General features: G+C 70.6%; 24 protein-coding genes. 10 read left to right on the top strand and 14 right to left on the bottom strand.

What is annotated here, in order from left to right; translation table 11 throughout:
- Positions 1 to 23 precede the first annotated feature (23 nt).
- Entirely contained in the window at positions 24 to 944 is a 921-nt protein-coding gene (locus ACIBSV_RS40785) for a hypothetical protein (RefSeq protein WP_395872372.1), read from the top strand.
- Positions 945 to 1,116: 172 nt separating this feature from the next.
- Here the strand turns inward: ACIBSV_RS40785 and ACIBSV_RS40780 are convergent, their stop codons facing one another.
- On the bottom strand, positions 1,117 to 1,710 hold the full coding sequence (locus ACIBSV_RS40780) for a TetR/AcrR family transcriptional regulator (protein ID WP_395872370.1): 594 nt from the start codon (positions 1,708 to 1,710) through the stop codon (positions 1,117 to 1,119).
- A gap of 152 nt (positions 1,711 to 1,862) precedes the next feature.
- Here ACIBSV_RS40780 and ACIBSV_RS40775 point away from each other — a divergent pair, with 152 nt between their 5' ends.
- Genes ACIBSV_RS40775 through ACIBSV_RS40765 form a run of 3 tightly spaced genes read left to right on the top strand, consistent with a single transcriptional unit; the run spans position 1,863 to position 4,689 of the window.
- Positions 1,863 to 2,639 carry an alpha/beta hydrolase family protein gene (locus tag ACIBSV_RS40775; RefSeq protein WP_395872368.1) on the top strand — a complete coding sequence of 259 codons (777 nt, stop codon included), beginning with the start codon at positions 1,863 to 1,865 and terminating at the stop codon, positions 2,637 to 2,639.
- Entirely contained in the window at positions 2,636 to 3,829 is a 1,194-nt protein-coding gene (locus tag ACIBSV_RS40770) for a YbfB/YjiJ family MFS transporter (protein WP_395872366.1), read from the top strand. The genes ACIBSV_RS40775 and ACIBSV_RS40770 overlap by 4 nt, the downstream gene beginning before the upstream one ends.
- A gap of 50 nt (positions 3,830 to 3,879) precedes the next feature.
- The gene (locus ACIBSV_RS40765) at positions 3,880 to 4,689 is read left to right on the top strand and encodes an inositol monophosphatase family protein (RefSeq protein WP_395872364.1); all 810 of its coding nucleotides are present in this window, start codon (positions 3,880 to 3,882) and stop codon (positions 4,687 to 4,689) included.
- Positions 4,690 to 4,955: 266 nt separating this feature from the next.
- On the opposite strand, the gene ACIBSV_RS40760 is transcribed toward ACIBSV_RS40765, so the two are convergent.
- From ACIBSV_RS40760 to ACIBSV_RS40740, 5 genes are all read right to left on the bottom strand, one after another.
- Positions 4,956 to 5,621 carry an ABC transporter permease gene (locus tag ACIBSV_RS40760; RefSeq protein WP_395872362.1) on the bottom strand — a complete coding sequence of 222 codons (666 nt, stop codon included), beginning with the start codon at positions 5,619 to 5,621 and terminating at the stop codon, positions 4,956 to 4,958.
- Between the two features lie 23 nt (positions 5,622 to 5,644).
- Positions 5,645 to 6,523 (bottom strand): ATP-binding cassette domain-containing protein, encoded by an 879-nt coding sequence (locus ACIBSV_RS40755; RefSeq protein ID WP_395872360.1) that lies wholly within the window; start codon positions 6,521 to 6,523, stop codon positions 5,645 to 5,647.
- Positions 6,520 to 6,855 carry a PadR family transcriptional regulator gene (locus ACIBSV_RS40750; RefSeq protein WP_395872359.1) on the bottom strand — a complete coding sequence of 112 codons (336 nt, stop codon included), beginning with the start codon at positions 6,853 to 6,855 and terminating at the stop codon, positions 6,520 to 6,522. The genes ACIBSV_RS40755 and ACIBSV_RS40750 overlap by 4 nt, the downstream gene beginning before the upstream one ends.
- A gap of 294 nt (positions 6,856 to 7,149) precedes the next feature.
- A complete protein-coding gene (locus ACIBSV_RS40745; protein WP_395872357.1) occupies positions 7,150 to 7,641 on the bottom strand; it encodes a VOC family protein in 492 nt (163 codons plus the stop codon).
- A complete protein-coding gene (locus tag ACIBSV_RS40740; RefSeq protein ID WP_395872355.1) occupies positions 7,638 to 8,510 on the bottom strand; it encodes a sigma-70 family RNA polymerase sigma factor in 873 nt (290 codons plus the stop codon). The genes ACIBSV_RS40745 and ACIBSV_RS40740 overlap by 4 nt, the downstream gene beginning before the upstream one ends.
- 137 nt (positions 8,511 to 8,647) lie before the next feature.
- Here ACIBSV_RS40740 and ACIBSV_RS40735 point away from each other — a divergent pair, with 137 nt between their 5' ends.
- Positions 8,648 to 9,061, top strand: coding sequence for a VOC family protein (locus ACIBSV_RS40735; protein ID WP_395872353.1), 414 nt, complete (start codon positions 8,648 to 8,650; stop codon positions 9,059 to 9,061).
- 609 nt (positions 9,062 to 9,670) lie between these two features.
- On the opposite strand, the gene ACIBSV_RS40730 is transcribed toward ACIBSV_RS40735, so the two are convergent.
- Together ACIBSV_RS40730 and ACIBSV_RS40725 are read right to left on the bottom strand one after the other, a co-directional pair.
- The gene (locus ACIBSV_RS40730; protein WP_395872351.1) at positions 9,671 to 10,426 is read right to left on the bottom strand and encodes an SDR family NAD(P)-dependent oxidoreductase; all 756 of its coding nucleotides are present in this window, start codon (positions 10,424 to 10,426) and stop codon (positions 9,671 to 9,673) included.
- Positions 10,423 to 11,751: an alkyl sulfatase dimerization domain-containing protein gene (locus tag ACIBSV_RS40725; RefSeq protein ID WP_395872350.1), complete on the bottom strand. Its 1,329-nt coding sequence runs from the start codon at positions 11,749 to 11,751 to the stop codon at positions 10,423 to 10,425. Before ACIBSV_RS40725 ends, ACIBSV_RS40730 begins: the two co-directional genes overlap by 4 nt.
- 159 nt (positions 11,752 to 11,910) lie before the next feature.
- On the opposite strand from ACIBSV_RS40725, the gene ACIBSV_RS40720 reads away from it, so the two are divergent.
- Complete coding sequence (locus ACIBSV_RS40720; protein WP_395872348.1) at positions 11,911 to 12,516, top strand: TetR/AcrR family transcriptional regulator; 606 nt, start codon at positions 11,911 to 11,913, stop codon at positions 12,514 to 12,516.
- Positions 12,517 to 12,808: 292 nt separating this feature from the next.
- Here the strand turns inward: ACIBSV_RS40720 and ACIBSV_RS40715 are convergent, their stop codons facing one another.
- Both ACIBSV_RS40715 and ACIBSV_RS40710 read right to left on the bottom strand, forming a co-directional pair.
- Positions 12,809 to 13,555 (bottom strand): HAD family hydrolase, encoded by a 747-nt coding sequence (locus tag ACIBSV_RS40715; RefSeq protein ID WP_395872346.1) that lies wholly within the window; start codon positions 13,553 to 13,555, stop codon positions 12,809 to 12,811.
- A 321-nt stretch (positions 13,556 to 13,876) separates the two neighbouring features.
- Positions 13,877 to 14,548, bottom strand: coding sequence for a ScbR family autoregulator-binding transcription factor (locus tag ACIBSV_RS40710; protein ID WP_395872344.1), 672 nt, complete (start codon positions 14,546 to 14,548; stop codon positions 13,877 to 13,879).
- 189 nt (positions 14,549 to 14,737) lie between these two features.
- Between ACIBSV_RS40710 and ACIBSV_RS40705 the strand changes: the two genes are divergently transcribed.
- The 3 genes from ACIBSV_RS40705 (at position 14,738) to ACIBSV_RS40695 (ending at position 17,952) form a co-directional block, all read left to right on the top strand.
- Positions 14,738 to 15,661 carry a ScbA/BarX family gamma-butyrolactone biosynthesis protein gene (locus ACIBSV_RS40705; protein ID WP_395872343.1) on the top strand — a complete coding sequence of 308 codons (924 nt, stop codon included), beginning with the start codon at positions 14,738 to 14,740 and terminating at the stop codon, positions 15,659 to 15,661.
- A gap of 309 nt (positions 15,662 to 15,970) precedes the next feature.
- Positions 15,971 to 17,098, top strand: a complete 1,128-nt coding sequence (locus ACIBSV_RS40700) for a Ku protein (protein ID WP_395872341.1) — start codon at positions 15,971 to 15,973, stop codon at positions 17,096 to 17,098.
- A 347-nt stretch (positions 17,099 to 17,445) separates the two neighbouring features.
- A complete protein-coding gene (locus tag ACIBSV_RS40695) occupies positions 17,446 to 17,952 on the top strand; it encodes an acetoacetate decarboxylase family protein (protein WP_395872339.1) in 507 nt (168 codons plus the stop codon).
- 186 nt (positions 17,953 to 18,138) lie between these two features.
- On the opposite strand, the gene ACIBSV_RS40690 is transcribed toward ACIBSV_RS40695, so the two are convergent.
- From ACIBSV_RS40690 to ACIBSV_RS40675, 4 genes are all read right to left on the bottom strand, one after another.
- Positions 18,139 to 19,818, bottom strand: a complete 1,680-nt coding sequence (locus ACIBSV_RS40690; protein ID WP_395872337.1) for an FAD-dependent oxidoreductase — start codon at positions 19,816 to 19,818, stop codon at positions 18,139 to 18,141.
- Positions 19,819 to 19,990: 172 nt separating this feature from the next.
- Complete coding sequence (locus ACIBSV_RS40685) at positions 19,991 to 21,520, bottom strand: APC family permease (protein WP_395872335.1); 1,530 nt, start codon at positions 21,518 to 21,520, stop codon at positions 19,991 to 19,993.
- A gap of 268 nt (positions 21,521 to 21,788) precedes the next feature.
- A complete protein-coding gene (locus ACIBSV_RS40680; RefSeq protein ID WP_395872333.1) occupies positions 21,789 to 21,986 on the bottom strand; it encodes a hypothetical protein in 198 nt (65 codons plus the stop codon).
- Between the two features lie 184 nt (positions 21,987 to 22,170).
- Positions 22,171 to 22,710: a hypothetical protein gene (locus ACIBSV_RS40675; protein ID WP_395872331.1), complete on the bottom strand. Its 540-nt coding sequence runs from the start codon at positions 22,708 to 22,710 to the stop codon at positions 22,171 to 22,173.
- A 222-nt stretch (positions 22,711 to 22,932) separates the two neighbouring features.
- Between ACIBSV_RS40675 and ACIBSV_RS40670 the strand changes: the two genes are divergently transcribed.
- A complete protein-coding gene (locus tag ACIBSV_RS40670) occupies positions 22,933 to 23,724 on the top strand; it encodes a DeoR/GlpR family DNA-binding transcription regulator (protein WP_395872330.1) in 792 nt (263 codons plus the stop codon).
- Positions 23,725 to 23,765: the final 41 nt, after the last annotated feature.

Genomic DNA, 23,765 nt, shown 5'->3' with positions numbered 1-23,765 from the left:
ACAAATCTACTGAAACGGCCCATATGACAAGCGAATCCGTGCTGTGGCTGGCTCCTCCGCACCAACTGCCCCATGACCTCGCGACCCTGCACGCGGCCGCGAACCGACCTGATCGTCACCACACGCCCCCAGGCCACGGACGCGTCCGCGAACGCAAGCCTCGCGAAGCCGTGTTCGACGAATACTTCGCCGTCGCCCGGTGCGCGTGTGCCCCCGCGCCCCTGTTGATCGACGCCCTCGACGACACCCTCGCCAAAGTGCGCGCCCTGTCCCGGAACCCGGACGGGACCCCGACGGAGCCCGACCTCGAACTCGCCGCGCATGCCGCCGGGCTGACCCCCCGAAGCGACCCCCACGAACTCCGGACGCACGCCACGGTCCGCGAACGCTGGATCCAGGGACACCGACTGTTCTTCGCCCTCACCCAGGCGACCATCGTCGCCCTGCGACACGCCCTCCACGCTCCCTCGCCCGCCGGATCCGCCGTCGGCCTGGACAGCGCCGCGCACTTCCTGCGCGCCGGCGCGTCCGCCCTGCGTGTCACCGCGAGCTTCGGCGTCGACGACTACCACGACATCGTCCGGCCCTCGATGGCCCCACCGCACGTTCCCCGAACGGGATTCTCGGGCCTGTGGTCGGCCGATCACCGCGTCCTGGTGTGGAGCCTGCGCGAGTGGGGCCGGGTCGCGCCGGCGAAGTCCTCCACCCTGCGACCCGCCCACCGACGCCTGGTCGAGGTCCTGACGGACGTCCACCACGCCCACGTCGGCGTCTGCTCGCGCTTCGTGGGCTCCGGCCCCTCCCTGCTCCGCGGCGCGGAACCGGGGGTACAGGCGCTGGAACGCCTGTGCCGGCGGCGCCGCGCCGACCTGGACGCCGCGCCCGCCGGCAAACCGGCCCGACTTCCCGACGCCAGGGACGCAACCCTCACTCGTCACCACTGAATGCCACCCGCTCGGGCGCCCCCGGACTCGCTCCGTCGACCGCACGCGGTCGGCGGGATCATCATCGGACGGACGGACGGACGGCGGACGAACGGACGGGGACGCGGGTCCGGCCGCCGCGGCGTCGCCAACCCGTGCGGGCCGGGCGGCTCGACACCCGGCGGCTGTGCGGCTACCGCCTCGGATCGGCGGCGGTTTCGAGCAGGGTCTGCGCGGCGGAGAGCGCGGCCTGGGCCGCGTGTGGGTCCGCCAGATGGTCGGCCACCACGGTGGCGCCTTCCAGAAGAATGAGCAACTGCCGGGCCAGCGCTTCGGGTTGCGAGGCGTTCGCGGCTTCCGCGATCGACGTCAGGAGCTCGAGGTAGCGGGTCAGGTGGCGGGTGGCGATGGGAGCCGCAGGGGCGGCGTGTCGCTGCGCCGCGGCGTTCAGGATGGCGCAGCCGCGGAAGCCCGGGGTGGCGTACCAGGTACCCAACGCGTCGAACACGGCCGCCAATCGGGCGGCGGGGTCGTCGCCGGCAGCGGAGGCGGCGGCGGTGATCCATGCGAGGACGCGGTCGGAGCGGACTTCCAGGACGGCCTGGACGAGCCCGTCCTTGGAGCCGAAGTGGCGGTAGAGGGTCTCCTTGGAGATGCCCGTCCGAGCGCAGAGCTCGGCGATGCCGATGCCGTCGAGACCACGCTCGTAGAGCAGTGTGGTGGCGGAGTCGACGATCGCGTCGCGTGTGCGGGTGGGGTCGAGGGTCGCACCCTTGGGAACCGGCATGCACATGATAGTACCGATCGGTTCGATGTTCTGCTAGCTTGCGGCGTCGGACATCGAACCGATCGTTTCCATCTCGGGAGGCAGACGTGGGCAGAGATCCGATCGCGGACGACCACGCAGTCGGGCTCCGGCCTCCGGCGGCGACTGTGCCGGTGGCCTTCGAGAGCTCCGGCGTACCGCTACTGGGCGTCCTGCACCTGCCCGGCGGACCGGGACCGCACCCGGTTGTCGTGCTCTTGCACGGATTTCCGGGCAACGAGCGGAACTTCGACCTCGCACACGCGCTGAGCCGGGCCGGATACGCCGCGCTGGTCTTCCACTACCGCGGATCGTGGGGTGTCGAAGGCTCCTGGTCGTGGGGCAATGTCCTGGAGGATTCCGCCCGGGTCGTCGGCGCGGTGCGGGAACCGCGGTTCGTGAACGCGCATCGGCTCGACGCGAACCGCCTCGCGGTCCTCGGGCACAGCCTGGGGGGTTTCGCCGCGCTGCGCACCGCCGCCGCGGATCCGGGTGTCGCGGCGGCGGGCTCCTTCGCCGGGTTCGACCTCGGTGTGGCAGGGCGGGCGGCGCGCACCGACGCGGCGGTGCGCGAGTCCCTCGTCCGCGCATTCGGGGAGTCGCTTTCGCCCCTGCGCGGGACGAGCGGCGAGGAACTCGTCGCGGAGATGGAAGCGGCCGGTCCGGCCTGGGAGTTGGCCCGGCTCGCCCAGCGACTCGCCCACCGTCCGGTGCTGCTGGTCGCGGGCACGAGGGACGACGTCTCACCCCCGGAGACGCACCACTACCCGCTCGTGGCGGCCTACGAGTCCCGGCTCGACCGGCTGCGCCACACGGTATGGCCCACCGACCACGCCCTGGCGGATCACCGAATCGCCCTGGCGCGTACGGTGATCGGGTTCCTCGACCGGGATCTCGGGCCGGCCCGGTGATCGCCACGTCGCTGCGCCTCGCGCTCGGTACGGCGGTCGCGCTCGGCTTCGCGCGCTTCGGGTACGGCCTGGTCCTCCCGGCCATGCGGGCCGACCTGGGATGGAGCCTCGGGAAGGCCGGATTGCCGACCACCGCGAACGGCGTCGGCTATCTGGGAGGCGCGGGAGTCGCCGCGGCGCTCGCGCGGCGGTGCGGCACCACGTGTACCTTCCGGGCAGGCATGATCGTGTGCGCCGTTTCCCTGGCGCTGACTGCCGCCGATGTGGGTTTCGCCGGGATGGCCGCGGCGCGGGTTTCGGCCGGGTTCGCCGGCGCGCTGGTGTTCATCACGGGCGGTGTGATCGCCTCGCGGACCGCCGAGCGGACCGGGTCTTCGCTCCCCATCACCGTCTACTTCGCGGGCGCGGGACTGGGCATCGCCTTGAGCGGGGCCCTGCTGCCGCCGCTGTTGGCCGGGTCGCCCGCGAGGTGGCCCGTGGCGTGGATCGCGCTCGCCGCGGCCTCGGCCCTGGCCACGGCGGTCGGTTGGGGTGCCGCCCGCAGCGCGGACTCGCCCGCCGAACGCGGCGACGCCCGAAGCGGATGCCCGATCGCGGGCCTGGGGCGGCCCGCCGTGGCCTACCTGCTTTTCGCGGCCGGCTACATCGCGTACATCACGTTCCTGTCCGCGGCACTCGAGGAGCGCCACACGGGGACGGGGCAGGTGGCTTCGATCTGGGTGGTGCTGGGCTCGGCCGTCGTCATCGCCCCTTGGGTCTGGAGGCGGGCGTTCAACACATGGCCGCCCGAGCGCACGCTCGCCGTGCTCCTCGCCGTGCTCGCGGCCTCCGCTTGCCTGGCGCTGATCCGGCCGCCGGAGCCCGCGGGTCTCGCGGTGCTCGTGCTCTCGGCCGCGATGTACGGGCTCACTTTCATGGCGGTGCCGGCGTCGGTGACGGCGCTGATCCGAACCAACGTGCCGCCGCCCCACTGGTCGCGCACGCTCGGCGCGTTCACCGCGGTGTTCGCGATCGGGCAGACCGTCGGCCCGTGGGCGGCAGGCGCCGTCGCGGACCGGACGGCGGCCGACGCCGCGCTGGTCTGGACGGCCGCGCTGTGCGCACTCGGAGCCTTGGCCACGACGTTGCCACGATCACGGGTCGGACCTCGTACAGCGGTCGGCGCCGACGGCCGACGGGATCTCCGGTGACGGCGACCCGACCCCGGGCGAGTTCCTCCGGCGCCCATATCCTGCGTGACATGATCAACTCGTATGCGGACCTTGACGATGCCGGAGTCGCGATGGCAGCGGCACGCGCCGGCGCGGACGTAGTGCGCAGCATGTACGGCCGGCGGCTCACGCGCATCGACAAGGGCGCCGGGGACTTCGCCACCGCCGCCGACGTGGAGGCAGAAAAGACGATCCTCGGCGTCATCCGTGCCGCCCGACCCGACGACGCCGTCCTCGGCGAAGAGGGCGGGCAGCAGGGTGCCGCGGAGACCGAGCGCCGGTGGCTGGTGGATCCCTTGTGCGGCACGCTGAACTACGCCGTCGGCAACATGCTGGTGGCCGTCAACGTGGCGCTGCGCAACGGGGCGGCGGCGGTCGCCGACCCCTTCAGCGGCGAGATCTTCTTCACCGACGGCGAGACCGCCCGGGTGCGGCACGAGGGGGTCGATGCCCGGCTGTCGCCCACCCCCGACACCCGACTCGTGGATGTCAACCTGGACCCGCCGTTCCCCGGCGCGCCCGGCTTCCGGGCCGTGGACCTGTTGGCCCAGCCCGGGTTCGTCGAACGGTTCCGGCCCCGGGTCGTGTCCACGACACTGGCATTGGCCTGGGTCGCGGCAGGCAAGCGCGCCGCATACGTCACCGACGGCGGCGATCTATCCGGGAGCGTACATTTTGCCGCCGGCATCGCGCTGTGCCGAGCCGCCGGCTGCGTGGTCACCGGCATCGACGGTGCCCCGATCGGGCAGGCAGGCCGCGGACTCGTCGTGGCCGCCGACGGTGAAACCCACGAACTGCTGATGTCGATGATCCGCAGCAGCCGCCGGCACCGCACCTGACCGATCGTCCCCGCCTCAACGGGCCGGCGCCCTGTCGAGAGGGAACGGCGCCCTGCTGAGGGGGAACAGACCGCGCAACTGCGGCCATCCCTGAACAGAGGGCGGGGACAACCGACATCAACCGCGGCTCGCTCAGCACGGGCGCTGTCGAACCCGTGCACGGTTCGACACACCCACGGGCGCCGGCCGCCTCCCAGGCCTGCTGCGGCCGACGCCGTACCGCGAGCCCTGCCCCCGGGTCGCCGGCCCGTGGGGTCGTACCCGGCTCACCCCGAGGGCAGCACTCGCAGGTGTCGATGGCGGCGTAGCCGTGCCGTGGAGACGGCGGCCAACGCCAGCGAGAACACGAGGGCGGCCACCAGGCCGTGGGCGACGCCGCGAACGAGGAAGGCGGTGTCGGTGTGGTCGATGGCGTACGTGCCGATCTCCCGTCCCGACCAGAAGGGCATCAGTCGCGCCGTGGTCGTCGCGGGGTCGGCGACCATCTGCATTCCGACCGTGACGAGCAGAAGCAGCGTGCCCTCGAACTCGCCCGGCACCAGGGCTCCCAGGAGCAGGCCGAACGGTGCCGCCACGGCCACGCACAGCACCATCGCCACGGCGAGCGCGTCGCGGCGCACGTGTGGTTGGTCCATCGTGACGATCGCCAGGTAGGGCAGTATCACCACCACACCGATCAGCCACAGGGCGAGCATCCTGCCCATCCAGAGGTGATGCGCCCGATAGCCGGACAGGCGAAGTCGTTGGTCGATCGAGCGTCCGTTCTGCGCGACGAACAGGGCGGAGCCGCTCATCGCCCAGCTCAGACCCACGAACAGGAACCTGATCGCCTGTCCGGGGTGGTCGGCGCGTTGCATCAGGTAGAACGGCAGGGGGAACAGCAGCAGGAGAAGGAGCACCACGCGGCGCCGCAGAATCTCTCGGCCGGTCATCTCGGCAATGGTCGACAGTCGCGTCACCGCAGGTGGGTTCCCTTCGGGTGGTGCCGGCCTCGAAGGGCCGGGGCTGCTTCATGGCGCGGCGTCAGATCGACGACCGTGTCGGCTCGTTCGAGCCGATCCAGCAGGTGCGTGACCACGACCACGGCCCGGCCGCTGTTCGCCCATTCCCGGACCTGGTCCCAAAAGTGCGTGTACGAACCGTGGTCGAAGCCCTGATAGGGCTCGTCCAGGAGAAGCACGTCCGGATCACCCAGCGCGGTCAACACCACCTCGAGTTTTTGTCGGGTACCGCCCGACAGGCGCGCGGCCGCGGTGGGCGCCGGCTGGGGCCATCGCAGGTGTTCGGCCATGGCCCGCCCGGCTCCACGAGAGCGGTTGCGGCTCAGGCCGCGGCCGGCGCCGACGAGTGCGAAATGCTCGTCGGGGGTGAGGAAATCACTGGTTCCCCCGCCTTGCGGGCAGTAGCCGATCGACCCGCGCACCACGATCCGACCCGCGTGTGCCCGCTCCAGTCCCGCGCAGATGCGCAGGAACGTGCTCTTGCCGCAGCCGTTCGCGCCGACCACGGCGGCCACTTCCCCGGCATGCACGGTCAGGTTGACATCGTCGAGCAGTGGGCGCCGGCCGTGCCGCTTGCCGATGCCGCTCGCCTGGAGTCGAGGCGGCTCCGAGGGAACGACCCGGCGTTTTACCGGTGTCGGCGGCGTGCCGAGACTCTCGTATACCGCCGCCGCGTAGGCCGAGGGCGTCCCGAACGCGCGGAGGGGATCCTCGCCCGCCTCCCACAGATGCGCCCGCGTCTCGTCCAACACCCGCGCGACCTGATCCGCCGGCAGCCCGCGGAGTCGAAGTTCGCTCGCCAACGAGCCGAGCCAATCGGAACCGGCGATCACTGCCGCACCCCTTCCCATATCGCGCCTACCCGCTGGGCGAACTCGGTCCATTCACCGGCCGCGGTACGCAACTCCCGGTCGCCCAGGGGCGTCGACCGGTAGTACTTGCGGGCCGGGCCCGCATCGCCCACACCCCAGCGGGACGTGATCAACCCGTCGCGTTCCAGACGCAGCAGCACGGGATACAACGTGCCGCCGCGGATCGTTCCGAGCCCCGCGGCCTCCAGCGCCTGCGTGAGTCGATATCCGTAGCTCTCGCCGTCGGCGAGCAGGCCCAACACACACAAGTCCAGTACGCCACGCAGCCATTGGCTGTGCCGCTCCGCGTTCATGTGGCGACACAGTAGCAGCACTATCTACCTGGTACCGCTACTTAGTATCGATCGCCCGGAGCACGGACGACACACGGACGACACGCGGATGGGGCAGGCGTCACCGGCACCGGCGAGCGGTCGACAACGCCCGCTGCGCCGAGGGGATACGACCGTGTCGTCGACCTCGGCCGCGTCGCGGGTCGCGACGCCGGCGGCTCGCCGGTGGGCGTTGTTCAGGCCGAGCGGGTAGCGGCCGCGCCTGGCCTCCGGCCCACTCGTCGGTTGCACCGGGGTCGACGTCGGCCCGGAACTTCACGGTCTGTTCCCGCCGTCCTGCCGGATCGCCGCACATGCAGCCCGCTGTGCCTCCGGAGACGGGACCACTTGCCGCGATTGGGCGAATCGCAACATGTTGCCGGACGGATCGACGAACGCGCAGTCGCGGACGCCGCCGGGCCGGTCGATCGGTTCCTGCATCACCTCGGTGCCCGCAGCCTCGATGCGCTCGAAGGTGGCGTCGCAGTCGTCGGTCGCGAAGACGAGGGGGCCCAGCAGACCGTTGGCCATCAGGCCGGCGATCGCCTGCCGGTCGGCTGGTGGGACATGGGGGTCCGCGCCGGGGGATTCGAGGACGATCCGCACATCGGGCTGTGCGGGCGGGCCGACGCTCACCCGTCGTATCCGCCCGGAGCCGTGGCCGTCGCGTACCTCGAAGCCGAGCACGTCACGGTAGAAGCCGAGCGCCGCGTCGAGATCGTGGACGGTGAGCGTGCAGGACGAGAGCCTGAGGTTCGTACGGGTCACCTCCGCTCCTTGTCGCCACCGGGAAGTACGACGATGTCGCGGTCGCGGAGCCGGTCGGGGTCGGTGTCGATGTCGATGCGGGTGATCTTGTCGTCGTCGACGGTGAACGCGAAGACGGCCTTCGGCCGGCCCAGGTGCGACCAGACGGCAGCCGGTACTCCGTCGACCAGAGCGAGCCGGGCGGCCTGAGCCCGTCCGGCGAAGAAGGCCGCCACCTCGTGGCCGCCGCGGATGTCGCCGACCACCGCGTCCGGATCGAGCACCTCGACCAGGGCGGCGAAGTTCCCGCTCCGGGCGGCGGCGAGGAACGCGTCGATGATCTCCCGTTTGGCCGATCGCGCGGCATCGGATGCGTCGGCGGCTCCTTGTACCCGACGCCGGGCCCGGCTGGCGAGCTGCCGCGCCGCCGCCGGGGAGCGGTCGGTGATGGCGCCGATTTCGCCGAACGACACCGCGAAGACGTCGTGCAGGACGAACGCGAGCCGCTCGGCGGGAGTCAGCGTGTCCAGCACCACCGTCAGCGCGACACCGACCGAATCGGCCAGCAGCGTCTCGTCCTCGGGGCCGGACGGGCCGGTCGGCCGGATGGTCGCATGCGGCGCCTCCGGCTCGGGCGGCAGCGCCCCGGCCGACTCCTCCCGCCGATTCCGGCGCGCCTCGAGCATGTTCAGGCACACCCGGGCGACGATCGTGGTCAGCCATCCTCCCGGGTTCTCGATCTCGCCGGTGTCGGCGCGGCTGACCCGCAGCCATACCTCCTGCACCGCGTCCTCGGCCTCGCCGGGCGTGCCGAGCATCCGGTAGGCCACCGCGTGCAAGCGGCCCTGGTGCTCGGCGAACTGCTCGCTCACCCAGTCCTGATCGACCATGTGTCACATTCCTTCGTCTCGTCGGTCATTACTGATTGACCGGTGAACCCGTGCCGATGTGACATCCGGGCCAGACCCGGCGGTCCGGCCTGCCGGCGGTCGGACGGCACAGCACCTCAAGCACCAGGGAGACAAGCATGAAAGCGCACGTGAGCTCGATCCTTCTCGGCGTCCGGGACATGGAGGCGTCCAAGCGGTTCTACACCGAGGGGCTGGGCTGGAAGGTCGCGAACGACTACGGCATCTCGGTGTTCTTCGAATCGGACGGCGCCTCACCCGTCGGCTTCTACGGCCGCGAAGGCCTGGCCGACCAGGTGGGCACGAGCCCGGAAGGCAGCGGATTCAGCGGGCTGGTCCTCACCTACGTCGTCCGCAGTGAGGCGCGGGTCGACGCGGTCGTCGCGGAGGCAGCGAAGGCCGGCGCCACGATCCTCAAGCCCGCCGGGGCCCTGCCCTGGGGCGGGTACGGCGGCACCTTCGCCGACCCGGACGGCTACATCTGGAGCCTCGCCTACAGCGCCCAGGGCGAGGACCAGCCCTACGCGGAGTAGCCGCCGAGGACAGCGTCCGGACATGGCGGGACGCGGTCCTTGCCGGCCACGCGGGACGGCCCCTGCCCACCGGTGAACTCGCGGCGCGACCGCCGCGACCGGCGCCGACGGGCGGGTTCGGCGCGACCGCGGGTCGGGCGCGACGCATTCGGTTCACGGACGGGCACCGAGCCCGCCCCGCACGAGCCCGACCCGCACGCGCCCGCCCCGCACGAGCCCGACCCGCACGCGCCCGCCCCGCGCACCGCCGACGGCGAGACGTTCCGTCGCTATGTGCCGCGAACCGTCCGAGCGCACCGCCGGCCCCGAGGAGATCACCGCCGCCCGCACCTCGCGGCATGCAGGTCACCCGCAGCACGGGCGACGGGGCCGAAGAACGTCGCGGATTTCCGGTTCCCGGTATGCGCCTGGGCCGACTACTCCACCCTCGGCGGCGTCAACGTCGTCGGCTTGGCGCAAATGACGATCGGCGGCGAAGGCGCCTGGCAGGACGAGGTCGCCGCGTTGACCGTCAGGCTCTACAACAACGGCCCGCCAAAGGGCCTGACAGGCGGCGGGGGAGCAGCCCGACCGAAGCGGTCGGCCGGGCTGCTCCGGACAGCCTCCCGGTCAGCCGGGCATGGCGGTGCCGCCGTTGATGCGAAGTATCTGGCCGGTGATGAACTCGGCGGCGGGTGACGCGAGATAGCAGACGGCCCAGGCGACGTCGTCGGGGTGGCCGATCCGGCGGAGGGCGGCGGCTTCGATGTTGCGTTCCTGGGGGATACCGGCGGTCATGGGGGTGGCGATGACACCGGGGGCGACGGCGTTGACACGGACGCCGTCCGGGCCGGCTTCGACGGCGAGGGTTTTGGTGAGTTGGGCGACGGCGGCTTTCGACATGGCGTAGCAGGCGATGTTGGGGCGCAGGGTGTCGATGGCGCTGGAGGCGACGTTGACGATGTTGCCGCTGCCTTGGGCGGTCATGACCCGGGCGGCGGCGCGGCAGCCGAAGAAGACGCCTTTGAGGTTGACGGCGAGGACACGGTTCAGGTCGGCTTCGTCGGTGTCGACGACGCGCCGGGCGTGCGAGATGCCGGCGACGTTGACCATGGTGTCGAGGCGGCCGTGGCGTTGTGTGGTGCGGTCGATCAGGTCGTCGACGGCGGCGGCGTCGGTGACGTCGAGGGGGTGGTGCCAGGCGCGGTCGGTCCCGTGCGCGGTCTCGATCGTGTGGGCGGTTGTCGCGGCACCGTGGCCGTCGTGGTCGGTGCAGATCACGGTGGCGCCGCAGTCGGCGAGGCGCAGTGCGGTGGCGCGGCCGATGCCGCCGGCGGCGCCGGTGACGACGGCGATCCGGTCGGTCAGGTCGTGGGCGGGGTTCACCGGCTGTCCCTGGTGGTGGTGAGGGCGCGGAGGGCCTCTCGGGAGGTGGTGGCGGCGATGCGGTAGATGCCGCGGCCCATGAAGGAGGTCTCGGCGTCGAAGCGCCGGGTGAACGCCTCGGCCGCCGCCTCGTGGGCGCCGGTGTTGTCCGGTGCGGCGAGGACGGCGAGTTCGGCGAGGTGGCAGGCGAGTTGCAGATCGTCGCCGATGAGATCGCGGGCTTTGGCGGCGAGGGCGTCGGCGCCGCCGGCGAGTTCGGCGAGGACCGCGGCGAGTTGCTCACGGGGAGCGGGGAGCAGGTCGGCGGCGTAGCCGTTCCACCAGCCGCCGTGCAGCCGGATGACGTTGGCGGCGATGAACTCGGGGCGGTCGTGCAGGGGTTGCAGGTACGGCAGGTCTGCCAGGTGCGGCGGGACGCGCAGCGTGTCGAGGATGGTGTCCGGGCGCTGACCGGCGTTCAGCGCGTCGAGGGTGTGGGCGACGATGTGGCGCAGGAGTTCGGCGGCGTTGCCGAGGCGTTCGCGGATGGTGGCGGCGCCGAGGATCGGCATGGAGTGGCCGGGGATGAGGGTGTCGGGGCCGACGGCGGCGATGCGGTCGAAGGCGTCCGCCCATTCGTCGGCGTAGCGCTGGACCTTTTGCGGGTTGCCGGCGTTCGGGCACACCCCGTTCCACAGGTCGCCGACGCAGACCACGCGTCGGCCGGGGATCCACACCCAGGTGGCGTCGTCGGTTTCGGCGCGGGCGTGGTGCAGGTGGAATTCCTCGCCGCCGATCCGCAGGGTCAGCGTGTCGTCGTACACGGTGTCCGGCCAGAATATGTCGGTCTCGTGCCGGGGCCACCAGGTGCGCGGGCCGCCGGACTGGCGGGCGTTGACGGTGGTGTTGAGGTCGGCGGTGCGGATGTAGCGGCGGAACCGGTCCATGACGGCGCGGTGCGCCACGATGCGCGGGGGCGGGTCGCCCCGTTCGGCCGCCTCGGCGAGCAGCGGGCCGTGTCCGAACGCGTGGTCGATGTGCGCGTGGCTGTACACGACGGTGTGCAGCGGCGCGTCGGTGACGGTGCGGATCAGGCGCAGCAGTTCCGGTCCGTCGTGCCGCATCGCGGTGTCGACCAGGACCAGGCCCTCGTCCGTCTCGATCACCGCGACGTTGACCACTCCGGCGGTGACCTGCCACGTGCGCGGCGCGACCTCGATCGCCCGGCCCTTCGGCTCTGCCCAGACCTCGAACAACCTGCCCATGGTGCCGGACGGAGTGCGGTGCTCGGCGGGAGCCGGCGTGTCCGCGGTGTCGTCGGGCGGGGCGGCGAAGGGGTCGTTCATGTAAACCTCCGAGAGTCCAGAGCGTCCATCGCCTGATTTAAACAGATGATTGAATCAGGCGATGGAAACAGGTGATGGCTATCATGGCTCCGGTGTGATCGGCAAGAACCAGTAAGGCGGTACACGGTGGGCAGCAGTGGCGGGGCGCGGATCGGCGGCATGACCGAGACCGACGGAGACACGACCGCGACGCGGCTGATCGAGGCCGCCGAGCGGCGGATTGCCGACGCCGGTGTCGACGGCGCCTCGATGCGCGCGATCAACGCCGAAGCGGGCGTGAACGTGGCCGCCGCGCACTACCACTTCGGCTCCAAACAGGCCCTCGTGAACGCGGTGCTCACCCACCGCATGAGCCGTCTCGCGCAGCGCCGCGCGCGCTACCTCGACCGGCTCGGCGTCGCCGACACGCCCGAACTCGGCGCGGTCGTCGAAGCCTTCGTACGCCCCCTGGACGAAATCCGCCGGGAGGAGCCCTGGGGCCCGACCTATCTCGGCTTCCTTGCCGCCCTGGCCCGGGCCGCACAGCCCTGGCGCGACCGCCTGGCCGAACAGGCCGCTCTGCACCGGGCCCCCTTCGACGCCGAACTCGCCCGTGCCCTGCCCGCGTTGCCGCCCACCGTCCTTCGCACCCGCTTCGCCTGGGCCGCACTCACCATCGTCACCGCCCTCGCCGACGCGCCCCCGACCGACGACCACAATGCGCACGACGTCGCCGACGCACTGATCGACTACACCACCGGCGCACTGGGAGCAGCACACCGCTGACCACACGCGAAACCGGACGACAGCGGCCGTGAACGGCACGCCGCCGACCCGTCGGAGCCGGCAGGCGCCACCACATGGCGTGCGCGTCGCCCCGCCCGCACGCGCACCGCCCGCCCCCGAGCACGCGTCAACGCGTCTTCAGGCCGCAGTGACCACCTTTCCCATGCCTCGGCCTCCGACGGCCCCTCGGCGAACCAGCCGGTCGCGCGGCGCATGTCGTCGGTGGCGGCGCGGTCGGTCGCCGCACCGTCGCGGTGGTGTCACAGGGCGCGTCGGTGCCCCCGTCGCGCCGTCACGAGACCACGACCGCTTCCGTTGCCCGGGCTCCCCGGTCGGCGGCAGGCACGCGGGACTCCGGCAGGCTCTCGCGTGTCTTCGCCCAGTGCAGGAGGTCGGCGTCGGCCAGTGTGCTCACCCACATGTCGGCGAGAGCCAGTTCCTCGTCGCGAGGGTCGGCACCCACGCCCAGGACGCGCAACCCCGCCCGCGTCGCGGAGAGGATGCCGCAGTACGAGTCCTCCACCGCCAGGGTGACGGCCGGAGTGGCGCCGCAGGCTCGGGTGGCGGCGAGGTAGACGTCCGGTTCGGGCTTGGGGCGCAGGTTCGCGTCCGGGACCACGACGTCGACGAAGCGGTGGAGCAGTCCGGCGTGTGCCAGGCCCGACTTCACCACGTCACGGGGGCAGTTGCTCGCCACCGCCAGGGGTGCGAAGTACGAGGCCAGGCGTACGAATTCGACCGCCCCGGGAATCGTCACGGGATGGGCCGCGACCAACTTGCGGAAGTGTTCGAGGAGTTGCCCGGTCACCTGGTCTGCGTGGCTGGTGGGCAGGCCCACCACTTCGGTCATGAGCCGCCCGCATTCGGTGAAGTGCAGGCCCTTGGTGCGTTCGCCGAAGTCGGCCGGGGTCGGGACCCCGTACCCACGAAGCACGAGCTCACGCGCTTCTTCCCAGTGGCATTCGCTGTCCAGCAGGGTTCCGTCGCAGTCGAAGACGATGGCTGCCGGGGTCCAGGAGAGGAGGGAGTTGCCTGTCATCGATGGGGCCGTCCGATCGAGAGAGGGCGGGCCCCCGAGATGCCCGCGCGAGGTCCGGAGACGGCGTTGTGGGCCGACCCGAAACATAACGCTCATTACGTTAGGTTGGATACGGTAAGTAATCAAATAATGACGCTTTGACAGCGTGTTGCTCTCGATGCGGGTGCGGGCGGGTGCGGGCGACCCGTCGGTCCGGTGGTACGCGTCGCGCTCCGGGGTGCCGGTCACGATGGGTGGCCGCGTCGTTCGGTGATCCGCCGGCAGGTGAGGAGGCGTTCGCGTGGGTGGTCGGGACGGCGCGTTCGGGGCTGTCGCCCGTGGCTATTCGGCGTCCGCGCAAACCTTCGGGGCGACTCCGGGGCCGTCCGTTGTACCCGCCAGGGCGCGGGCCAGGGTGGCCTCGGCGCGCGGGGGATCGGCGAGCAGGGCCGGCAGGAGCAGGCGCCAGAGGTCGGTCAGGTCGTTCTCGATGTCGGCGCGGCCGGAGAGCGCGTCGGAGACGGTGTGCATGCCGAAGAAGGCGTGGATGATCGAGCGAGCCGCCGCCGCCGGATCGACGCGGTCCGCGAGATCGCCTTCCTCGCGCGCGCGATCCAGCAAGGCGTGCGCGGCGGCGATCCAGTCCACGAAGGGGGTCGGCAGTGTCGCGTCGATGGCGTAGCGCTCTCCCCACAACCGTGCCCCGCCACGGACCACGGGATCGTCGCGATAGGCCCGGGCCACCGCGAAGCTGAGCCGCACCAGACCCTCCAAGGCCGGTGCGCCCGCCGGGATTTGCCGTTCGATGAGCTCCGGCCAGGTGGCGAAGTGGGCTTCGACGATGGCGCGGGCCAGGGCATCCTTGTTGGTGAAGTGGAAATAGATGGCACCGCTGGTGAGTCCCGACGCGTTGCCGATATCGCTGATGCTCGTCCCGGCGAACCCTCGCTCGTGGAACAGGCGTGCCGCCGTCTCCAGAAGGGATTGGCGAGTCGCTCCGGCCCGTTCCTGCACGTGCCACCTCCAGCTCGGATATCTGCGTAGAAACTAGTGCCGTTCGGGCTCGTGGTGACGCACCACGGACGCGACACGACATCGCTCGGAAGCGGAACCGTCGCACCTTCCAAGGCGCGCCTGATGCCGCGAGAGTCGTGGCGAGAGGACGACATGCACCATCCCGGCCCCTGGGTTCTGCTTGTATCCATGACTACGTTCGGTGGCCGCGCAGCGTCTTCGGGCCTGTCGGCGAGGCAGTTGAGTTGGTCGCGCACCGTGGCACGGGAGTCGGTGCACCGGGCTTCGGTGGCCGAGGTGTTGTTGACCGATGTGGTCCGTCTCGCGGAGGCGACCTTTCTGGCCGCGGCCCAGTGGCCTCGCTCGCATCCCACATTCCCGCCGTCCGGCGACGGCGGACACAGCCGGCTGATGATCGTGGAAACGCTCCGTCAGCTGGGAATCTTCATCCCGTCGCAGTTCTTCTCCGTGCCCCTCGAAGCGCACTTTCTGATCAAGGACCTTTTTTACGGCGTGAACGTCGCCACGGAGCCGCGTTTGCGGAGCGGCGCCACCGATATCACCTGTTTGGCCGAAGTCGACGACCTGCGGCCCACGCGCGACGGGCGCGGACTTCGGGGCATGCGCTTGCGCATCCACCTCTCGGCCGGCCTCACAACCTTCGCGCGCGCGGGCGGCAACGCGCGATTCCTGGACGCGGGCACGTATGCGGCTCTGCGCGGCGATTCGGCCGGGGTCCGAGCGCCTCGGCCGTGCCGCAGACCGACACCGGAGGCGGTGGACGCGGTCCTGCCCCGCGACGTCCTGCTCGCACACAGCGGGGGCGGGATCCTGGAACTGGACCCCGCCGATCACCTGCATCCCTTCTTCTTCGATCACGCCGGCGACCACGTGCCCGGGATGGTGCTCGTCGAAGCCGCCCGGCAGGCGATCGCACTCGCGAGCGACGGCGAGCTGTTGCGGCCGACGGCGTTTCGGCTGCGGACGCCGTACTTCACCGAGTTCGATCCGCCGGCCCGGGTCGAATGCTCCCTGCACAGCGGACGCCAGGCCTCGTTTCGTTTCCGGCAGGGGGCGGGCCACACGGCGACGGGGGCGTTGCGGTACCGCTGAGACGGGGCCGACGGTCGAGTCGCGCCGCGGTCGCCGCCCGCGAACGCGCGGGTGACGAAACGTCGACCCCGGCGGGCAGGCCGAGGTTCTCCGGCCGGCAGGACAACGCGCTGTGTACCTCGGTCGGGTCGGAGATCGGTGCGCTCTCGGACAAAAGTGAATGAAAACAGGAGAAAAGGAAAATAAGTGCTCGGGTGCTCGACTGCTCGGAGAGTATGTCCCGCCGGGTGGCGACCCCGCCGGGCGCCCGCCCTCCCGTCCGTCCCGGCCGGCGGTGGCCGGTCCGCTCGTTGGCAGAAAGGTGCGGGTATGGCGCGCGCGATCTGGACCGGTGTGATCAATTTCGGCTTGGTGACCGTCCCCGTCGGGCTGTTCTCGGCGACCGAGGACCACACGATCCACTTCCACCAGCTCCAACGCGGCACCGCCGACCGGGTCCGGAACCAGCGAGTGAACGAGCGCACGGGCAAGGAGGTCGACTACGCCGACATCGTCAAGGGTTACGACACCGGCGACGGCCGGTACCTCACCGTCGAGCCCGACGAACTCGCCGACATCGCCCCGGGCCGGTCCCGAAGCATCGACGTCACCGCTTTCGTCGACCTCGCCGACATCGACCCCATCCACTTCGACAAGACCTACTACCTCGCTCCCACCAAACCCGAGTACGAACGCGTCTACGCCCTGCTGCTCCAGGCGCTGGAGCGCACGAACCGCGTCGGCATCGCCCTGTTCGTGATGCGCGGCCGCCAGTACCTGACCGCTCTGCGCGCCCGGGGGCGGGTACTGACCCTGGAAACGCTGCACTTCGCGGACGAGATCCGCGATCCCACCGCCGAACTCGACCATCTCCCGAAGAAGACCGCGTTCAAGGAGCGGGAACTGAAGATGGCCGAACAACTCGTCGAGGCGATGGCCGCCCCCTGGCACCCCGACGAGTACCACGACACCTACCGCGAACGCGTCGAGGAACTCCTGGAGAGCAAACGGCAAGGCAACGAGATGGTCTCCGCCGAGGAAGCCCCCGAGCCGACGAACGTGGTCGACCTCATGGACGCCCTGCGCCGCAGTGTGGACACCGCGGGCGGGCGCGGCCGTACCACGGCCGGCCGCACCAAGCCCGGCAAGGGCGAAGCCGCAGGCTCCGCCAAGCGTCGCGCGGGGACGACGACCCGCCCGCGTGGGAGGAAGGCCGGCCCCACCGGCGGGAAGTCTCGGCCGAGGACGGGCGACAGGGGCGACAGCGGCGGGAAGGGCGGCTCCGCGCCGAACGGCAAGGCCGGGAACCTGTCCGCCTTGACCAAGGCCGAACTGTCCCGCATGGCCGCCGACCTCGAGGTACCGGGACGCTCCAGGATGACGCGCGACCAACTCGAGGACGCCGTCCGCGACGCCGGCGGCACGAAGCGCGCGCACGGCAAGCGCAAGGCGTCCTGAACACGTCCACGGCGACCTCCCGTGTACTCGGAAGCCCGTTCACCGTAACCCCAAGTCATCGATGTACTACGATGAGTGCGCATGTCGGACGGCTGCGGCCCGGTTTTGGTCCGTCGGAGCGGACGGATTGTCCGCGGAAGGACGAGGCAGCCGAGTGGAGGAGGGGCTTCGGGACCCTCGGCGGGTCGGCGCTCCTGCGTGACCGTCCGGTTCATCCGTGATGAAGGGGGCCGTGCGTGTCGGTCTATCCGCCGGAGCCATGGGAGCTGCGCGGGCAACTCCACATTTCGCTGTTCGCCGTTCCGAGGCGTCATCTGTCCGCCGACACGCCGGAAGGGACCCGGTCCGTGACGATCGCCGGACGTCGCCTGGTCGCCGCGGCCTGGGTCGTGTACGAGCCGGGGGGCGTACTCGCCTACCGCGAATTCCTCGTGGCGATGCTGGTGCGCGAGGGACTGCGTCCGAGGGCCTGCATCCGCGACATCTGGGTCGACCATACGATTGCGCGTGACGGTGGCCGCGCCCTGTGGGGCATCCCCAAGGAGATGGCCCGTATCGACATCCGGCAATACACGGACGGTGGAGTGAACGCACGGGCGGAAACCGCACATTGCCTGGCCCGCGCCGAGTTCACGCCCCGCTTGACGGTGCCCCGGCGATGGACCCTCGCCGGCCGGATCGTCCAGACCCTCGACGGCCGTGCGAAGAGGAGCCGCGCACGCGTGCGCACCGGTTTGCGGATCGCGTCCGCCCGCTGGGAGTTCCCGCTCGACGGCCCGTTGGCCGCGCTTTCCGGCCGGCGCCCCCTCGTGTCACTGTCGCTGCGCGACTTTCGGCTGCGCTTCGGGGGCTGACCCGCAGGGCTCGCCGCCCACGCTCCACCATCCGCCGGAACCGCCGGGCACGCGGCGCCGGGGGCTGCTCGCAAGGAGCGCCTCATCCGGTCGTCGCGGTCGTGGCGGCGTGGGTCGTCCCGACGGCGAGCGTCCCCCGGTGCCGGGCGCGGCCGGGCGGACGCGCCCGGCACCGGTGGGGTCGGGTCAGGCCAGGCCGAGGACCTCCTTCGCGGCGCGCTCGCCCTCGGTGGCGCCGCCTTCCATGAAGCCTTGGAAGTCGTAGGAGGTGTGTTCGCCGGAGATGTGCACGTTGCCCTGGCGGGTTCCCTCGTAGCCGGCGTAGCGGTGCAGGTAGCCGACCGGCCAGTACGAATAGGCGCCCAGGGAGTACGGGTTCCCGGTCCAGGCCGACAGTTGGGCCTTGCCGGTCCATTGGGCCTTCGTGCCGGGGAAGAGTTTGTCGATCTGTCCCAGGTAGGTGTTCGCCAGGTTCGCGACGTAGGCGTCCTGTTCGGCGGTGTTGAAGGGGCCGGACGGGTTGAGGGCGGAGGCCATGGTGCCGCCGCCGTATTGGATCAGTACGCCCTTGGTTCCGGGTTGGCCCTTGGTGGTGTCCCAGGTCTGCTGGAACGGCAGGTCGGTGAAGGCGTCGCCGGCCGTCACGCCGGGCCAGGGCCCGAGGCCGTTGCCGCCCGCTCCGAGCCAGGTGCGCTTGGTGAACTGCATGTTGAGTTTGGAGACGTGGCCCATGCGGGAGTCGCGCAGCAGGTTCGTCATCATCGGGTCGAACCCCGCCCGGGTCAGGTCGAGACCTTTGAGGATCGGCAGCGGGACGGCCAGGATCGTGTGGTCGGCGGTCACCGTGGTCGTCGTGCCGTCGGTGTCGAAGGTGAGGGTCTGGGTGCCGTCGCCGTTCGCCCGGACGGCGAGCAGCTTGTGTCCCATCCGCACGGTGCCGGAAGGCAGTGCGGCGTTGATGGCGTTCGGGACCTGGTCGTTCCCGCCGACCACGTGGTAGCGCTCGTTGGAGCCGCCCCAGATGTTGAAGTGCCCCGGGTTGGACTGCCAGCCGAGCATGCAGACGGCGGCGTAGGCGGACTGGTCGGCGGTCTCCGCGCCGTATTCGACGGTGTAGGCGACGTCGAGGAACTGCCCGAGCTTGGACGAGGAGCCGCCCGGGGTCCGGGAGTCGATCCAGTCGCGCAGGGTCGTGTTCGAGATCGCGGTGCCGGCGGCGGTGGTCCGGTTCCAGGTGACGTCGCCGCATTCCTGGTAGTCCCGGCGGACCGCCTGGTACATCGCCTTGAAGTCCTCGTCGGCCTGGGCACGCGGGTAGTAGGCGTTGTCGAACCACAGGGTCTCGGTGGCGCCGTTCGGCCCGGAGCCGGCGAAGTCCACGGTGGCCAGTCCGAACCGGCGGCACAGTTCGAGCATCTTCTTGTGCCCGGTGTCGATCAGCTCGCCGCCGATCTCCGAGGTCTGGCCACCGCCCCAGTAGGTCTTCTGCGAGTACATCCGGCCGCCGACACGGGTGGGATTCGCCTCGTACACGGTGGACTTCACGCCCGCGTCGGCCAGGGTCAGCGCCGCCGTCAGCCCGGCGATGCCGGCCCCGACGATGACCACCCGGCCCGGGTTCGCCGGGGGCCTGGCCGCGCTTTCCGCGGCGAGCGCCGGGCGGCTCAGCGCGGTGCCGGCCAGGCCCAGGCCGATCCCCAGCACTCCGGCTCGCTTGATCAACGCACGCCGGCTCGGCCCGGCGGGGTCGGCGGCGGCCTCGTCACGGATGTCCCGGTACTCGCCGACCGGCATGCGCAGGGCCGCTGCGGCCCGGTGGTCGGCGGCCACGCGTTGCAGCGCGGCCATCGCTCTGGTTCGGCTCATCTTGATGCTCCTTGGAAGAAGGAAGTCGGTTCCCGGCCCGGAACGGGGCGTTGCGGGCACACCGAAGCCTCGGCTCGCGGGCGGAACCGGAAGGGCTTACGCATGACGAAGCCCCGGGCCGTACGCAGAACGGGGAAGGACGTGCGTACGGCCCGGGGCCGGGTGGAGGAGGTCAGCGCTCGGCCGCGTCCTCGAGGATGATGCGGCCCATCCGCTCGTAGCGTTCGGGGCGCTGGTGCTTCATGTAGAGCGCGAGGGCGATGCCCGCGAGGAAGAATCCGCCGACGATGTACGGGATGAGCTTGAAGAGCAGCGTGTCCGCCGCCGCGCCGGCGGCCGTGTCCATGTTGTAGACGAGCAGCCCGACCACGGCGGCCATCGCGACGCCGCCGACGACCGGCGCGGTGAGGGTGGCGAACCAGTGCCTGGTCTCCGGGTGCCTGTGCTGTACGTGGAAGTAGCCGACGACGGAGAAGGAGCACAGCGTCTGGACGATGAGGATCGCCATCGTGCCCAGCAGCGCGAGCAGGCCGTACAGGTGCACCGACGGGTCCATGTCCGCGACGATGAACGCCACCACGAGGACGATCGCGATGACGGACTGGACGAACGAGGCGATGTACGGCGAACCGTGCTTGGCGTGGGTTTTGCCGAGCGCCGGGTGGATGAAGCCCTCGCGCCCGATGGCGTAGAGGTAGCGCGAGGCGCACTGGTGGAAGGCCATCGCACAGGCGAAGGAGCCGGTGACCACCAGCCACTGGAAGATCTTGACCGAGGTGTCGCCGAAGTGATCGCCCAGAGGCGCGAAGAACAGGGTGCCCTCGGAAGCCGCTTCGGCCAGACCGGACTTGCCGGCGGCGGAGACCATCATCCAGGACACGAAGATGTAGAACAGGCCGACGCCGACCACCGAGATGAGCGTGGCCCGGGGGACCACCTTCTTCGGGTCGCGGGACTCCTCCCCGTACATCGCCGTCGACTCGAAGCCCACCCAGGACCAGAAGGCGAAGAACAGCCCGAGGCCCGCCGCTCCCATGCTGCCGTTGACCCCGTCGAAGGCCTTGAGCGGGTTGACCGCCTCGCCGACGATGCCGTCCGGTCCACCGCCGGTGAACAACACCGCGAAGGAGACGGCGGCGAGCACCGCGATCTCCAGGACCAGCGCGACGCCGAGGAACTTGGCCGTCAGGTGGATGTCGAAGAACGCCATCGCCGCGATGGCCAGCAGCCCGAACATCGCGTAGTAACCCCAGTGCAGGTCGAGCCCCCACTGGTCGCTCGCGAGCTGTTTGAACGAGGCCGCGAAGAAGCCGATGATCGAGGCTTCGAAGACGACGTACGCCAGGACCGCCAGCAGGCCCGACGCCATGCCCGCGACCCGGCCGAGGCCGTGCGAGATGAAGCCGTAGAACGCGCCGGCGGCGGTGATGTGCTTGGCCATCGCGACATACCCGACCGAGAAGACGGTCAGCACGAGGGTGGCGAACAGGTACGCGGCGGGAGCCCCGATGCCGTTGCCCGACCCGGCGATGATCGGCAGGTTGCCGGTCATCGCGGTGATCGGGGCGGCGGTGGCGACCGCCATGAATACGACGCCGACCAACCCGACGGAGTTCGCCTTGAGCCGGTTGACCTGTTCGCCGGGGACCTGCAGAGCCACGTCGACCTCGGCACTGTCGAGGGGCTGTTGCTGGGTGGACATCCCACCTCCTTGAGGGTGCGGCCGGAAACGGCACGACACGTCTGACGGACGCCTGTTCTCCGGTTCCTCGTTGAACAGGACGAACGTGATCCGACGGGCCGTCAGCTTCCCGTCGAACCGGAATCCCCCGCAACATGCAATGCGTCAGAAGAAGCCCCCAGGCATCGACACTGTGATCGTTGCCATGGCCCGAGAAAGCACCTTGAAACCCGTCGGTGGGCACCGGCACACGGCACGTCGAGGTGCGGCGCGGCGGGGTGCGACGGCATCATCGGACCGCGCCGATCGCGGCCCGGACCTCACCGGCGCCGGCGAATCCGGTGGTGGACGTCGTCTCGCCCACCCGGAAGCTCCCGACCAGGAAGCCCTGTTCCGGGTCATCGGCGTCATCGGCGTCGTCCACGTCATCGAGGTCTTCGATGACGTAGTCCAGCGTCGCCACGCCGTGGTGCGAGAGTGCTGTCACGGCGGTCGGGTCAGGACGGCTGCCTGCCAAGCCCCGGCAATTCACGGCCGACGGCTGTGTGCACGGATGCTCGTGCAGTCCCGCGTCCGGAGGTCCGACGACGAAGCGGGTGAACCGCACTCGAAGGTCGGCGCGTTCGGGCGAGCGGCAGAACGGTCCGGCGAAGGCGCGCGCGGCCTTCCCTTCATCCGATGCGGTCGGTGTCGCGGTCGGTGGATTCGCGCACCGTGTCGGCGATCGCGTTCTGGAGCTGTTGGTCCGGCATCGTGCGCAAGGCGCCCCGATCCGGCGCCACAAGCCACGCGACGGGCGCGTCCGATGGGCAAGGTGACGGCGGGAAGGTGATCCACACGCCGGCACCGTGGCGTCTGGGAAGTTCCCGGCGACGACGACCGGCGCCTTCGTGCCGCGGGGGAACCAGAAAACCCACGGTGTGGCGTCGGCGATCGAGGATGACCGTGCCGGGTCGGACCCCTCGGGTCCGCAGGAGACTCAGGGCCGCTTCGCCGATCGCGGCACTCACCTCGACGACGTCGAAGGTTTCACCGGCCGCGACCATGCGCGGTTGGTCGGGGTTCGCGACGGACCGGCGGGCCGCGCATCTCGTGTCGACCGTGGTCACTTTCGACTCCTTGGGGATGTACGCGCCCGCCTGTTCGTCACGATGCAGTCCTCGTCGCAACGCGGCGACCTTGATCGCGCGGCCGGGGTCGGGACGAGCCACAGCCACTCTCCCAACAGGTTCAATCATAAAAACACAATGCGGTCCTCGGTTTCAAACATTTCTCACCGCCTCATGCTCGAAATACGGCGCGTCCCCGGGCGCGTCACGAAGCCTGCCGAGGGAGCGGTCGACTCGTTGGATGGGAGGTCCGATGCGACCGGTTCGGCGGCTGCTATGTTTGAAACTGTTGATACGTGGCCCCTGCAATCAATAGGAGGCGGGATGCTGGCCCGGCAGCGGCAACTCGCGATAGTCGACCTGGTGGCCAAGCAGGGAGCGGTGCGTGTCGCCGCCTTGGTGGAGATGTTCGGCGTGTCGGACATGACCGTCCGGCGTGACCTCGAGGTGCTGGCCGAGCAGGGGCTGGTCGCCAAGGTGCACGGGGGCGCGACCTCGGTCGAGATGGGTTCGACGGAGGAACCCGGCTTCGTGACGAAGTCGGGCCGGCAGGCTGCTGAGAAAGAGGCGATCGCCCGTCGTGCGGCGGACCTGGTGCCGCCCGGCAGCGCCGTGGCCCTGTCGGCCGGAACCACCACGTGGACTCTGGCGGGACATCTCGCGGATGTGCCCGGCCTGACGGTGGTCACCAACTCGATTCCCGTGGCCGACGTCTTCCACCACCAGGGCCGCGCCGACCAGACCGTCGTCCTGGTCGGCGGCGTACGTACCCCGTCGGACGCGCTCGTCGGACCCGTCGCGGTCGCGTCGTTGGAGAACCTCAACGTCGACGTGCTCGTGCTGGGGGTGCACGGGATGAGTGTCCGGGCGGGATTCACCACCCCCAACCTGCTGGAAGCGGAGACCAACCGCGCCCTGGTGCGGGCGGCTCGCAAACTCGTGGTGGTCGCGGACCACACGAAGTGGGGCGTGATCGGCATCAGCACGATCGCCCCACTGAGCCAGGCGGACGCTTTGATCGTCGACTCGCGCCTGGGCGAGGAAGCGCAGGAGGAATTGGCCGAACACGTCGGGGAACTCGTGGTCGTCGATCCGAACAACGACATGACCGGGTGACCGGAGCGGTCGTGGCGCGCGGCGGTTCGCCGCGGACGAGC

This window comes from Embleya sp. NPDC050154 (assembly GCF_044460165.1).
Classification (GTDB): domain Bacteria; phylum Actinomycetota; class Actinomycetes; order Streptomycetales; family Streptomycetaceae; genus Embleya.
The sequence above is the reverse complement of the archived record's forward strand: the minus strand, read 5'-3'. Positions and strand labels throughout refer to the sequence as shown.